The organism is Ruminococcus sp. FMBCY1 (assembly GCF_023921805.1).
Taxonomy (GTDB): Bacteria; Bacillota; Clostridia; order Oscillospirales; family Acutalibacteraceae; genus Ruminococcoides; species Ruminococcoides intestinale_A.
Window position 1 is genome coordinate 453286 of sequence record NZ_CP074197.1, and the last position, 13039, is coordinate 466324.

The 13039-nt window shown below is 41.0% G+C and carries 14 protein-coding genes; all 14 read left to right on the plus strand.

Annotated elements, in window-relative coordinates:
* The first annotated feature begins 11 nt into the window (after positions 1–11).
* The 14 genes from ispF to ispG all read left to right on the plus strand — a co-directional run bounded on the left by ispF (position 12) and on the right by ispG (position 13032).
* Positions 12–479 (plus strand): 2-C-methyl-D-erythritol 2,4-cyclodiphosphate synthase, encoded by a 468-nt coding sequence (gene ispF / locus KGF34_RS02040; protein ID WP_022235165.1) that lies wholly within the window; start codon positions 12–14, stop codon positions 477–479.
* 81 nt (positions 480–560) lie between these two features.
* A complete protein-coding gene (locus tag KGF34_RS02045) occupies positions 561–1061 on the plus strand; it encodes a zinc ribbon domain-containing protein (RefSeq protein ID WP_252559661.1) in 501 nt (166 codons plus the stop codon).
* Between the two features lie 56 nt (positions 1062–1117).
* Positions 1118–2266, plus strand: coding sequence for a D-alanyl-D-alanine carboxypeptidase family protein (locus KGF34_RS02050; RefSeq protein ID WP_252559662.1), 1149 nt, complete (start codon positions 1118–1120; stop codon positions 2264–2266).
* 149 nt (positions 2267–2415) lie between these two features.
* Positions 2416–3753, plus strand: coding sequence for a glucose-6-phosphate isomerase (locus KGF34_RS02055; RefSeq protein WP_022235162.1), 1338 nt, complete (start codon positions 2416–2418; stop codon positions 3751–3753).
* Positions 3754–3793: 40 nt separating this feature from the next.
* On the plus strand, positions 3794–4210 hold the full coding sequence (locus KGF34_RS02060) for a hypothetical protein (RefSeq protein ID WP_022235161.1): 417 nt from the start codon (positions 3794–3796) through the stop codon (positions 4208–4210).
* Positions 4211–5228: 1018 nt separating this feature from the next.
* Positions 5229–5837, plus strand: a complete 609-nt coding sequence (locus KGF34_RS02065; protein ID WP_252560194.1) for a peptidylprolyl isomerase — start codon at positions 5229–5231, stop codon at positions 5835–5837.
* Positions 5838–5949: 112 nt separating this feature from the next.
* Positions 5950–6408, plus strand: a complete 459-nt coding sequence (locus KGF34_RS02070; protein ID WP_022235159.1) for a YaiI/YqxD family protein — start codon at positions 5950–5952, stop codon at positions 6406–6408.
* Positions 6409–6506: 98 nt separating this feature from the next.
* A complete protein-coding gene (pyrH, locus tag KGF34_RS02075) occupies positions 6507–7220 on the plus strand; it encodes a UMP kinase (protein WP_022235158.1) in 714 nt (237 codons plus the stop codon).
* A gap of 31 nt (positions 7221–7251) precedes the next feature.
* The gene (gene frr / locus KGF34_RS02080) at positions 7252–7806 is read left to right on the plus strand and encodes a ribosome recycling factor (RefSeq protein WP_022235157.1); all 555 of its coding nucleotides are present in this window, start codon (positions 7252–7254) and stop codon (positions 7804–7806) included.
* Position 7807: 1 nt separating this feature from the next.
* On the plus strand, positions 7808–8551 hold the full coding sequence (locus tag KGF34_RS02085) for an isoprenyl transferase (protein WP_252559663.1): 744 nt from the start codon (positions 7808–7810) through the stop codon (positions 8549–8551).
* A gap of 19 nt (positions 8552–8570) precedes the next feature.
* A complete protein-coding gene (locus tag KGF34_RS02090) occupies positions 8571–9401 on the plus strand; it encodes a phosphatidate cytidylyltransferase (protein WP_186934862.1) in 831 nt (276 codons plus the stop codon).
* Positions 9402–9404: 3 nt separating this feature from the next.
* Positions 9405–10556 carry a 1-deoxy-D-xylulose-5-phosphate reductoisomerase gene (locus tag KGF34_RS02095; protein ID WP_252559664.1) on the plus strand — a complete coding sequence of 384 codons (1152 nt, stop codon included), beginning with the start codon at positions 9405–9407 and terminating at the stop codon, positions 10554–10556.
* Positions 10557–10598: 42 nt separating this feature from the next.
* On the plus strand, positions 10599–11972 hold the full coding sequence (rseP, locus tag KGF34_RS02100; protein WP_252559665.1) for an RIP metalloprotease RseP: 1374 nt from the start codon (positions 10599–10601) through the stop codon (positions 11970–11972).
* 16 nt (positions 11973–11988) lie between these two features.
* On the plus strand, positions 11989–13032 hold the full coding sequence (gene ispG, locus KGF34_RS02105; RefSeq protein ID WP_022235152.1) for a flavodoxin-dependent (E)-4-hydroxy-3-methylbut-2-enyl-diphosphate synthase: 1044 nt from the start codon (positions 11989–11991) through the stop codon (positions 13030–13032).
* The last annotated feature ends 7 nt before the right edge of the window (positions 13033–13039 follow it).

Here is a 13039-nt window from a genome sequence, read left to right on the forward strand (position 1 = left end):
AAGGATAACATATGAGGATTGGTCACGGTTACGATGTTCATAAATTTGCAGAAAACAGAAAACTCATTTTAGGTGGAACAGAAATTCCGTATGAGTTTGGCCTGCTCGGTCATTCCGATGCCGATGTGCTTGTTCACGCAGTAATGGACAGCTTGCTCGGCGCTGCGGCTCTCGGTGATATAGGCAAACATTTTCCCGATACCGATGAAAGGTACAAAGGCGCAGACAGCATTGCTTTGCTCAAAGAGGTTTGCAGAATCCTTGACGAAAACGGCTACAAAATCGGCAATATTGATTCTACGGTAATTGCCCAAAAGCCGAAGCTTAAGGATTATATCTATGCCATGAGAGAAAATATTGCGAATGCTTGCGGCATTGATATTTCGCAGGTAAGCGTAAAGGCAACCACAGAAGAAAAGCTCGGTTTTACAGGCAGGCTTGAGGGCATTTCCGCTCACGCTGTTTGTATTATCGAATAATGAATTAATTAAGGATATTGAGCATACATATTAAACTATGAATGTTTGTATCATACACAAAAATAATGGAGGCACACAAAAATGAAAAATTGTCCAAGATGTAACGCACAGATGGAAGACAACGCTGTTTTTTGCCAGAATTGCGGTTTTTCTGTTGCACAGCAGGCAGAACCACAGGCACAGCAGCCACAGTACAATCAGTATGCGGCAGCTCCCGCTCCTGTTGTAGATCAATATGACCATACAGCTGAATTTTCTGCCGAAGATGTTTCTGAAAACAAGCTTTTGGCAGCAGTGATTTATGTATCAAGCATACTCGGTATTATTGTTGCACTTATTGCACAGAGCTCAAGAAAGTCTAAGTATCTTGATTTCCATATCAAGCAGGGACTTAAATCATTTGTTGTAATGTTTTTCCTCGGCGTAATCGGAGTCGTTTTATCATGGACTTGTATTTTTGCGATTGCGGCAGCTGTTTGTGAGGTTATCGTTCTTGTTTGCAATTATATCTGTCTTTTCAAGTCACTTGCCAACAAGTCAATCGAAATTCCGGTTATTCGCAGCCTCGGTTTCCTTAAATGATTTAACTTAAATCATACAAGCCACACCTCGTTCATATTATTGAACGAGGTGTTTTTATGATAAAAAAATTATCGTTGGCTTTGATTATTGCAATAATTTTTACGGCGATACCTGTATTTTCGGTTGAAGTCAATGCTGTGACGGAAGAAACGATTACAGCGCCGTCTGCCGTGCTTATGGAAACTTCATCGGGCAAAATATTGTTTGAAAAAAATCCGCACGAACAGCGTCCCTGCGCATCCATTACAAAGGTTATGACAATGCTGCTTGTTTGCGAGGCAATCGACAACGGAAAATTGAGCCTTGACGATACAATCACCGCCTCGGCGCACGCAGCGTCAATGGGCGGCAGCGACATATGGCTCGAAGAGGGCGAAACTATGAGTGCAGACGATATGATAAAAGCGACGGTTGTTGCATCGGCAAACGATGCGGCGGTTGCGCTTGCAGAGCATCTGTGTGGTAGCGAAGAAGTGTTTGTAGAGAAAATGAATGAAAAGGCAAGTCAGCTCGGAATGAATGACACGGTATTTAAAAACTGCAACGGACTTGACGAGGACGGACACATTACCTCAGCTTATGATGTCGCGGTAATGTCGAGAGAACTTATGAAGCACGAAATGATTTTTGATTACACTTCAATATGGCTTGATAATCTTCGTGACGGAAAAACACAGATTGTAAATACCAATAAACTTTTAAAGACATATAAAGGCATAACAGGACTTAAAACAGGCACAACAAATGATGCCGGCTGCTGTATGGCGGCATCGGCTACAAGGGGAGATATGAGCCTCGTTGCGGTAGTACTTGGCTGTAATTCGGGCAAAGAAAGATTTTCGGACGCAGCCGCTTTGCTTGATTACGGTTTTGCAAACTTTTCGGTAACACAGTTGAAAGCACCCGAAGATTTACCGAAAACAATTAAGGTTGAAAACGGTATGCAGGGCAATATCGGTATCGGCTGTGATGTAAACGCAAGCATTGTGCTTGATAAAAACAGCAGTTCAAAGATAGTTTCAAAAATTGATTTGCCCGAAAGCATAGAAGCCCCCGTTGTGAGCGGACAAAAGCTTGGCACGGTTACATACAGCCTTGACGGCAATGCCGTAAAAAGCTTTGAAATTACCGCTTTGCAGGACGCAGAAAAGATTTCTTTTGCCTCAGTTTTCTCGGTTTTATTAAATTCTATAATTTCTTTATAAAATATACAAAATGACCTTGCAAAAAGTCGGGAATTATAGTATAATAAGACAGCAAAGATACTTGTTTCGGATTTTATGTTGCTTTTATCACCGTTTTTACGGTATATTACGCAGTATTATTCCGAAAGGGAATTTTGGGGGAATTAATAATGGCTACAAAACTTACAGACAAATATTTAAAAGGTTTCGTTAATGAACACGAGTATGAGGGTGTGGCTGCTGAAGTAAAGGCTGCTCACAAGGTGCTCCACGACGGTACAGGTCTTGGAAACGATTTCCTTGGCTGGCTTAATCTTCCTACAGATTATGACAAAGAGGAGTTTGCAAGAATTAAGGCTGCTGCCGAGAAGATTAAAAAAGATTCCGATGTATTTATCGTAATCGGTATCGGCGGTTCATACCTCGGTGCAAGAGCCGCAATTGAATTTCTTACTTCACAGAACTACAACCTTACTTGTAAGGATACACCGCAGATTTACTTTACAGGTAACTCAATCAGCTCATCTGCACTTGCAGAGATTATGGAGCTTTGCGAGGGTAAAGATGTATCTGTAAATATGATTTCAAAATCAGGTACTACAACCGAGCCTGCCATCGCATTCCGTGTATTCCGTGAAATGCTTGAGAAAAAGTATGGCAAAGAGGGCGCAAGAGAGCGTATTTACTGCACAACAGATAAGGCTAAGGGCACACTTAAGGCTCTTGCAGACGAAGAGGGTTACGAAACATTCGTAGTTCCTGATGATGTAGGCGGTCGTTTCTCTGTACTTACAGCAGTAGGTCTTCTTCCAATTGCTGTTTCAGGCGCTGACATTGACGCTCTTATGCAGGGTGCGGCAACTGCACAGAAAGAATTTGACAATGACGACCTTGCTACAAACGATTGTTACAAATATGCGGCACTCCGTAACATTCTTTACCGTAAGGGTAAAACAATGGAGGTTATGGTATCTTACGAGCCTGCTTACACAATGATGTCTGAATGGTTTAAGCAACTTTTTGCAGAGAGTGAGGGCAAGGATAACAAGGGCATTTTCCCTGCAAGCGTTATCTTCTCAACAGATCTTCACTCACTCGGTCAGTACATTCAGGACGGCAGAAGAACTATGTTTGAAACTGTTGTTCTCTTTGATAAATGTAAAAAAGAAGTTACACTCGGCACAGATCCTACTAATGTTGATGGTCTTAACTTCCTTTCGGGAAAGACAATGGGATATGTAAATCAGAAAGCTTTTGAGGGTACGGTTCTTGCTCATAACGACGGCGGTGTACCTAACATCGTTCTCAATGTTCCTGAGATGAACGAATCAGAGCTTGGCTATCTCATCTATTTCTTTGAAAAGGCTTGTGCTATTTCCGGCTATATGCTTGGCGTAAATCCATTTAACCAACCCGGCGTAGAAAGCTACAAGAAGAATATGTTTGCTCTCCTTGGCAAACCGGGTTATGAGGATCAGAAGGCTGCTCTTGAGGCAAGACTCAAGTAATTTCTTTTGTAAATAAGTTTAATATTCTGGAGGAACTAATATGGTTACTTTACTTATCGGTAAAAAAGGAACAGGCAAAACAAAAAAACTTATCGCTCTTGCTAATGAGGCAGTTGCTGCTTCTGCAGGTAATGTTGTTGTAATCGAAAAGGGCGCAAAGCTTACTTACGATGTAACACACAAGGCAAGACTTATTGATACCGAGCAGTACCTCATTGAGGGTTACGATATGCTCTTTGGTTTTATCAGCGGTATCTGCGCAGGCAACTATGATGTTACAGACATTCTTGTTGACTCAACATTCAAGATTTGCCCTACAGGTGTTGACGGTGTAGAAACTTTCACAAAGAAGTTGCAGGAGCTTTCAGAGGCTTCATCGACAAACATCGTTCTTCTTATTTCAGCAGAGGAGTCAGAGCTTCCTGAATCTATCAACGCTGTTTGCCAGAAGGTATAATTAATTTCAAGTTTTAACGGACTGCTCTCTTTTGCAGGGCAGCCCGTTTTTTCTGCAATTTTGCGTTGCGGTAAGATTGATAAATTATGGTTTAGCTGAATACTTCATTAGTTATTATAAAAGTTTTGCCAAACTTTTATAATTATGCAGTAAAATATTCTGCTAAAATCTGACTTTTTTCAACTTTCAAAACTTTTTCACTTGAAAATCACAAAAATTATATCTTGCTGTCAGTTTTAGTTTATATAATTTTACAGAAAAACTAAATGGGAAGGGAATAACGATGAATTTAAAAAAATTAATTTTAAAAGCGTCACTCGGCGATAAAAAATCACTTGATTTTATTGCCGAAAAATATCAGAATTATGTCTGCTTTTTCTGTTCAACTGTAATTTCAGACAGTCAAAAAGCTGAAAATGCATTTAAAAAATCTTTCAAGGCTGTTTTTTCTGCCATAGAAAAAAATCCTAAAGTCGATAACCTTGACGAAATTGTAACATACGAAACCGCAAGAGTTTGCAAAGGCTTTATTTCCGATGAAAAAAACTCTGACAATATTCCTGCGAAGTTACAGCCTTTTGCGGATAAAGACAAAATATTATCTGTATCTGCAATTACAGCCGAACAGAAAAAACTTTTTGTGAATGCTCTTAAAGCCGTAGGAGCAAATCAAAGAATCGCACTTGCTCTTAATTTATTATGCGATTATGACGCAAAGAAAATTGCCGATGTTTTAAAAATTTCTGAAGATAAAGTGCAAAATTCTCTTGATTACGGCAGAGAAAATGTAAAAAAACAGTTAAGACTTTCAAACGGAAATTTCAGTAAAAGAGATATTGTTTTCTTAATGACGGCATCATCGGATATAGTTAAAAGCGCTGCGGCACAGAAAAAACTTTCCGATACTGCTGAAAAAGCAGTTGATGATATAGTGCTGTCTTTGGCTAAACCGCAAAAATCGGATAAAAAGAAAGCGTGGATTGCAATTTCAGCCGTTGCTGTTTTTCTTATTGCTGTTATAGTTGTTTTTGCCGTAACTTCAAATAAAAATAACGGTACCCCAACAGCTACGGATGCTTCTGTAACTGCCGGAACAAATACATCTGCCACCATAGGCACCGATGAAGCAAAGGGTACTCATCACGCAGAGATTAATATTCGTGATTACGGTGTAATTAAGGTTGAACTTGACGGTGATGTTGCTCCGATTACGGTTGCAAACTTTATAAATCTTGCAAACAGCGGTTTTTATGACGGACTTACATTCCACCGTATTATTGACGGATTTATGATGCAGGGCGGCGACCCGTTAGGAAACGGTACAGGCGGTTCGGATAACACAATCAAGGGTGAATTTTCGCAGAACGGCGTAGAAAATAACCTTTCACATACAAGAGGTGCGATTTCTATGGCTCGTTCAACAGATATGGACAGCGCAAGTTCACAGTTCTTTATTGTTCAGTCAGACAGCACATATCTTGACGGTCAGTACGCTTGCTTCGGATATGTAACCGACGGTATGGATATTGTCGATAAAATCTGTAAAAATGCGGTAACAACCGACAGCAACGGTTCTGTAGACGCAGAAAATCAGCCTGTTATAAATTCAATTAAAATTACAGATTAAAACTAAACGGACTTGATTTTTTCAAGTCCGTTTTTAGGTTATTGTCTTAGAGTTTATTTAATGTTTGTGTAACTTTAATAAAAACATTACGATATAAAAAGGAGGTAAACGCTTGAAAATATTGGTAGATGCAGACGCTTGTCCCGTTGTAAAACAAGTTGAAAAGATTGCTAAAAAGCACAGAGTGCCTGTCATTTTGCTTTGCGATACAAACCACATTCTTTCATCAAATTACAGTGAAATTAAAGTAATCGGTGCAGGCGCCGACGCTGTTGACATTGCGCTTGCAAATCTTTGTCAAAGCGGAGATATTGCTGTTACGCAGGATTACGGAGTTGCGGCTCTTGTACTCGGCAAAGGCGGTTATGCAATTCATCAGTCGGGAAAAATATTTACAAACGAGAATATCGACGGACTTTTAATGGAGCGGCATATCAACAAAAAGGCAAGAATGTCATCTTCAAAAAATCATCTCAAAGGGCCTAAAAAGCGTACAAAAGAGGACGATTTAAGGTTTGAATCGGCATTTGAAAGTCTTTTATGCGGAATATTGTCACACGATTTAAAATAAAGAACGCAAAATAGAAAATATTGTCTTAATTTTCTTTACAAAACAGGCATTTTATAGTATTATTATAGTAATTATATTACACAGTGGGGTGTTAAGTTATGAAACCAAAATACAATAGAATTTTATTAAAACTTTCAGGCGAATCACTTGCAGGTGATCAGAAAACAGGTATCGACTTCGACAAAGTTGTTGAAATATGTAAACCAATCAAAAAGTGCGTAGACGCAGGCGTTCAGGTAGGTATCGTTGTTGGCGGCGGTAACTTCTGGAGAGGCAGAAGTTCAGGTGATATGGACAGAACAAGAGCAGACCATATGGGTATGCTTGCAACTGCAATCAACGCTCTCGGCGTAGCAGACGCACTTGAGCAGCTCGGCTGCGTAGTAAGAGTTCAGACCGCTATTTCAATGCGCCAGGTTGCAGAGCCTTACATTCGCAACAAGGCTATGTGCCATCTCCAATCAGGCAAGGTTGTAATCTTCGGCTGCGGTACAGGTAACCCGTTCTTCAGCACAGACACAGCTGCCGCTCTTCGTGCAAACGAGATTGAGGCTGACATTATGATGAAAGCTACAATGGTTGACGGCGTATATGACAGCGACCCTAAAACAAATCCAAACGCTAAGAAGTACGATGTTGTTTCTTTCCACGAGGTTCTCAACAAGGACCTTGCGGTAATGGACAGCACAGCAGCTTCACTTTGTAAGGACAACAAGCTCCCTGTTCTCGTTTTCAGCCTTGAAGACCCTGAGAATATTTATCGTGCGGTATGCGGTGAAAACATCGGTACTGTAGTTGATGCTATAGACTAATATTTTATGATGAATTAACGGAGGAAACATTATGCAAACACAGATTAAAAAGGCTTCTGAATCAATGGAGAGAAGAGTATCTCATATGCAGCAGGAGTTTTCTGAAATCAGAGCCGGCAGAGCAAACCCCGGTGTACTCGATAAGGTAAAGGTTGATTATTACGGTGCACCTACTCCTGTAAATCAGCTTGCGGCAGTTTCGGTAACAGAGGCAAGAACTCTCACAGTTCAGCCTTGGGATATGTCTGTTTTAAGACAGATTGAAAAGGCTATTCTTACATCTGACATCGGTATTAACCCACAGAACGACGGTAAGGTTATCCGCCTTGTATTCCCGCCTCTTACAGAGGACAGAAGAAAGGAAATCGTAAAAGACATTATGAAGATTTCCGAAGATACAAAGGTACAGGTAAGAAATGTTCGCCGTGACTTAATCGACAAACTTAAGGCTATGAAGAAGAGCGGCGAGCTTACAGAGGACGATTTAAAGCAGGGCGAAAAGAAAGCGCAGGAGCTTACAGACAAGTATATCAAGAATATAGACACAATTTCAGCCGCAAAGCAGAAAGAAATTTTGGAGATGTAATATGGCTTTTTGGAATTCAAAGTCTGAAGAAGCTAAAAAAAAGGATATAATTTTACCCGAACACATAGGTATTATAATGGACGGTAACGGCAGATGGGCAAAAAAGCGCAGTCTGCCTCGTTCTGTCGGACATCGTGAGGGCGCAAAAACTTTCAGAAAAATCACAAGATATTGCTCGGACATCGGTATAAAATATCTTACCGTTTATGCTTTTTCAACTGAAAACTGGAAACGCCCGGAGGATGAAGTCAGCGCTCTTATGAAACTTTTTAAGTCTTACCTTAATGAGGCGCTTGAGGACTTCAAAGATGACAGCATTGTTGTAAAATTTATCGGAGATAAATCTCATTTCAGCTTAGATTTGCAAAATCTTATGATTGAAAACGAGGAAAGTTCAAAAGACCGTGACGGTATGGTGCTTAATATTGCTATGAATTACGGCAGCCGTGACGAAATTGTGCGTGCCGTTAAAAATATAAGCACAGATGTAAAAAGCGGTAAGATTGATGTTGAAAATATTGACGAAGCGCTTTTTTCAAATTATCTTTATACCGCCGGTCAGCCCGATCCCGATTTGATTATCAGACCGAGCGGTGAATACAGAATTTCAAACTTTATGCTATGGCAGGCTGCTTATACCGAGTTTGTCATAATGAATAAGCTCTGGCCTGATTTTGAAAAATCAGACCTTGACGAGGCTATTAATATATACTCTCAACGCAACAGGCGCTTTGGAGGAGTATAAAGAAGCAGGTAGATCAGTTATGAAATCATTAAAAGCAAGACTTCTTACAGCGGTTGTCGGCATTTCCATAATTTTAGTTTTGCTGTTTTTGGGAGAAATACAGCCGCTCGTAATCGCCTTTGCGGTAGCTGCGGTTACGGCGTTTATGACAGGCGAATACTTACACGCTAACAAGCTGTTGAAAAAATATTTTATTTCGGTTCCGTGCATACTATTTGCAGCAGTAATTCCCATAGTATTAAATACGGGCTTGGTATATCCGATTATTGCCGTTTTTATGATAGTGGGGTTTGCTATGCTGATATATAATCACAAGCAAATCAATTATCTTGACTTTGCGTATGCGATGTTCGGCACACTTCTTATCACATTCGGAATGAGTGCGTTTTCGGCTCTTTGCCTTAATTGCAAGCCGTTGAGTTTTTACTTTGCAACTATTTTTTCACTTCCTTGGATGGCGGACGCAGGCGGATTTTTTATCGGCGCAAGCTTTGGCAAACATAAACTTTGTCCGAATGTCAGCCCTAAAAAAACAGTTGAGGGCGCAGTCGGCGGAGTAATTTTCTGCGTATTGACTGCCGTTGTACTCGGTTTGCTCTTTGCATTTGTAATTGCTCCCGAATATAAGTTTAACTTTGTTGCTCTTATCATTCTCGGTGTTGTTGACGCCGTGGTTTCTATTTTCGGCGACTTGAGTTTTTCTCTTATCAAGAGAAGTGTAGGCATTAAGGACTACAGTTCTGTATTTCCGGGTCACGGCGGTATGCTCGACAGATTTGACAGCATTATTTTTACCGCTCCTGTTATGCTTGCAATCAATCAGTTTTTGCCTTTTGCTACGGTGGTGTAAATTATGATTAAAAATATTTCCGTTTTAGGTTCAACAGGTTCAATCGGTACTCAAACGCTTGATGTTGTCGATAAACTTAATTTGAATGTTACAGCGCTTACCGCAAATTCAAATGTAAAGCTAACGGAACAGCAGATAAGAAAGTATAAGCCGCAGATTGCAGTGCTTTTTGACGAAGAAAAAGCAAAAGAATTACAGCTTGCGGTCAAAGATACAAATACAAAAGTTCTCGGCGGAATGGACGGACTTATTGCGGCGGCAACCGAAAAAAGCTGCGAACTTGTACTTAATTCCGTTGTGGGAATGGTAGGCTTGCTGCCCACAATTGCGGCGGCAAATGCCAAAAAAGACATTGCGCTTGCAAATAAGGAAACTCTTGTTGCGGGCGGACATCTTGTTACGGATGCTGTCAGAAATAATAATGTAAGGCTTTTGCCTGTTGACAGCGAGCACTCGGCAATTTTTCAGTGCTTGCAGGGGATGCCGCAGAATAAGGCGCTTAAAAAGCTGATACTTACGGCATCGGGCGGTCCTTTCTTTGGCAGAACCCGTGACGAACTTAAAAATGTTACGGTAGAGCAGGCTCTTAATCATCCGAATTGGAGTATGGGTGCTAAAATCACCATAGACTCTGCTTCAATGATGAATAAGGGACTTGAAATTATAGAGGCAAGCAGACTTTTTGATGTTGAGGGCGACAGAATTGATGTTGTGGTTCACAGAGAAAGTATAATCCATTCGCTTGTTGAGTATGACGATAATTCGGTTATCGCTCAACTCGGCTTGCCCGATATGCGTATTCCTATTCAGTATGCTGTTACATATCCCGACCGTTATGAGTCGCCTGTGGGCGAGCTTAAACTTGCGGATATTGCCAAAATGACATTTTTTGAGCCCGATTACAAGACCTTTGAATGTCTTACAGCATGCAAGAAAGCCCTTGATACAGGCGGTACGGCTACGGCTGTGGTAAACGGAGCAAATGAAGAGGCAAACGCTTTATTCCGTCAGGGAAAAATATCTTTCCTTGAAATCGGCAGTCTTGTTACGGAATCATTAAATGCCGTAAAGACAATTAATCAAAAAAATGTTGAGGATGTTCTGAACGCAGACGCACTTGCAAGAGAGTTTGTACGCAGAACGGTAAACAAATAATTAGATTTTGCGGAATTTTTATCTGGAGTTGATTGACCAAATATGCAAATATTAGTAACTATAGCCTTGGTAGTAATTGCGGTGCTGCTTTTTGAGCTGATTATAGGATTACATGAGTTCGGACATTTCATTACGGCAAAGCTTTCGGGCATTAAGGTAAATGAATTTGCACTTGGAATGGGGCCAAAGCTTTTTAGTTTTAAAAAGGGCGAAACACAGTATTCTTTAAGACTTTTTCCAATCGGCGGATATTGTGCAATGGAGGGCGAGGACGAAGACAGTCCCGAGCCGCGCTCGTTTAATAATGCAAAGGTCTGGAAACGAATGATAGTCATTATTGCGGGTGCGGTAATGAATATAATTCTTGGCATAATTTTTTCTTTTATAATGGTCATTCCGCAGGAGGCATACACTTCTACGACTGTTGAACAGTTTGACCCACGCTCTTATTCCGCAAACTGCGGTTTACAGATTGGCGATAAAATCGTTAAGGTCAACGGATATGATATTTACAATTCAAAGGATTTATCTTTTTCGTTTGCAGGTGTAAACTGTGAAAATGTTGACGGTAAGTCTGTATCCGTATATAAGCAGGACTGCGCAAATGCAATCTGTACGGAGTACAGTAAAATTGCAACCGATAAAAAGCCCGATGACGATACGCTCCTGAAACTTTACAATATCACAACCGACGGTTGTACGGCGGTGAATAATTCTGCCGACAAAACCGAGGCTAAAAAAGTGATGGACGATACTGTCAAAAAACTTTATGATACAATCGGTGTAACAGACTATACTCTCCCGACAATTACCGAAAAAGATACCCGTCAGCGTTATACTGCAACTGTTACGGTAATAAGGGACGGCAAAGAAGTTGAGCTAAACGATGTTCAGTTCTTTACTTACTATAAAAACGAAGAGGATAAAGAGGCAGATAAGCCGTCGGTTTCTCTTGATTTTTATGTTGAGCCAATCGACAAGACATTCACTTCTGTAATTAAACAGGGATTTTCCGAAGCTTTGTCAGTCGGCAGAATGGTATGGCAGTCGGTTGTATGGATTGCGCAGGGCAGATTTGGATTTAAAGATATGTCAGGTCCTGTCGGCATTGCATCTGCGGTAACACAGGTTGCCTCACAGGGACTTGAAACAAACTTCGGTTCTGCGGTATTTAATATTTTAAATGTTATGACCTTGATTACAATAAATCTCGGTATATTCAATATGCTCCCGTTCCCGGCACTTGACGGCGGAAGATTTTTGCTTTTGCTTATTGAGTGGATATTCAGAAAGCCGATACCGAGAAAGGTTGAGAAATATATCAATGCGGCAGGCTTTATTATTCTTATGGGCTTTATGGTTGTTGTAACCTGTAAGGATATCTGGCAGTTGTTTACCGGACAGCTAAGCCTGTAGCACAGGAGGAATTACGGTGGGAAGTAAAAAACAAGTTAAGGTCGGCAATGTGCTTGTCGGCGGGGGTGCACAAGTAAGCGTTCAGTCAATGCTGAATGTACCGTCAACTGATATTGAGGGTTCGGTTAAACAGGCGGTTGAACTTGAAAAAGCAGGTTGTCAGATTATAAGAGCCGCTATTCCTAACAAGGATGCGGTTAAACTTATTCCGGCATTAAAGCAGGCTCTTACAATTCCCGTTGTTGCCGACATACATTTCGATTATAAATTGGCGCTTGAGGCTTGTGCCGCAGGTGTTGATAAAATTCGTATCAATCCCGGCAATATCGGTTCTGATGACAGGGTAAAGGCGGTTGCCGACGCTTGCCGTCAGAGAAATATTCCTATCAGAATCGGCGTAAATTCCGGCTCGCTTGAAAAGGAAATTCTCGCAAAGTACGGTCACCCCACACCGCAGGCGCTTTGCGACAGTGCGCTTTATCATGCGTCTTTGCTTGAAAAGTTCGATTTTAACGATATTGTTCTTTCAATGAAAAGCTCAACCGTTCCGTTTATGGTTAAGGCTTATGAGCTTGCAAACGAGCAGTGCGATTATCCGCTCCACCTTGGCGTTACCGAGGCAGGTACCGAACGAATGGGCATTATCAAGTCGGCTGCAGGTATCGGTTCGCTGTTGCTTCACGGAATCGGCGACACAATCAGAGTTTCTCTTACGGCTGACCCTGTAAAGGAAATCTATGCCGCTAACGATATTTTAAAAGCGCTCGGACTTAAAAAGAGCGGTGTGCAGTTTGTATCCTGCCCGACCTGCGGCAGAACAAGAATTGACCTTGTAAAAATTGCGGGAGAGGTTGAAAACAGACTTAAAGACTGTAAAAAGAATATCAAAGTAGCTGTAATGGGCTGTGTTGTAAACGGCCCCGGAGAAGCAAGAGAGGCTGACATTGGTATTGCAGGCGGTGACGGTTGCGGTCTTGTATTCAAAAAAGGTGAAGTAATCAGAAAAGTTCCCGAGGAGCAGCTTGTTGACGCTCTTATGGATGAAATCGATAAATTATAATTCTTAT

Bases quoted from the DNA above. Each gene is read 5' to 3' on its own strand.
- ispF (WP_022235165.1), top strand. From the start codon at position 12: ATGAGGATTGGTCACGGTTACGATGTTCATAAATTTGCAGAAAACAGA.
- KGF34_RS02045 (WP_252559661.1), top strand. From the start codon at position 561: ATGAAAAATTGTCCAAGATGTAACGCACAGATGGAAGACAACGCTGTT.
- KGF34_RS02050 (WP_252559662.1), top strand. From the start codon at position 1,118: ATGATAAAAAAATTATCGTTGGCTTTGATTATTGCAATAATTTTTACG.
- KGF34_RS02055 (WP_022235162.1), top strand. From the start codon at position 2,416: ATGGCTACAAAACTTACAGACAAATATTTAAAAGGTTTCGTTAATGAA.
- KGF34_RS02060 (WP_022235161.1), top strand. From the start codon at position 3,794: ATGGTTACTTTACTTATCGGTAAAAAAGGAACAGGCAAAACAAAAAAA.
- pyrH (WP_022235158.1), top strand. From the start codon at position 6,507: ATGAAACCAAAATACAATAGAATTTTATTAAAACTTTCAGGCGAATCA.
- frr (WP_022235157.1), top strand. From the start codon at position 7,252: ATGCAAACACAGATTAAAAAGGCTTCTGAATCAATGGAGAGAAGAGTA.
- KGF34_RS02085 (WP_252559663.1), top strand. From the start codon at position 7,808: ATGGCTTTTTGGAATTCAAAGTCTGAAGAAGCTAAAAAAAAGGATATA.
- KGF34_RS02090 (WP_186934862.1), top strand. From the start codon at position 8,571: ATGAAATCATTAAAAGCAAGACTTCTTACAGCGGTTGTCGGCATTTCC.
- KGF34_RS02095 (WP_252559664.1), top strand. From the start codon at position 9,405: ATGATTAAAAATATTTCCGTTTTAGGTTCAACAGGTTCAATCGGTACT.
- rseP (WP_252559665.1), top strand. From the start codon at position 10,599: ATGCAAATATTAGTAACTATAGCCTTGGTAGTAATTGCGGTGCTGCTT.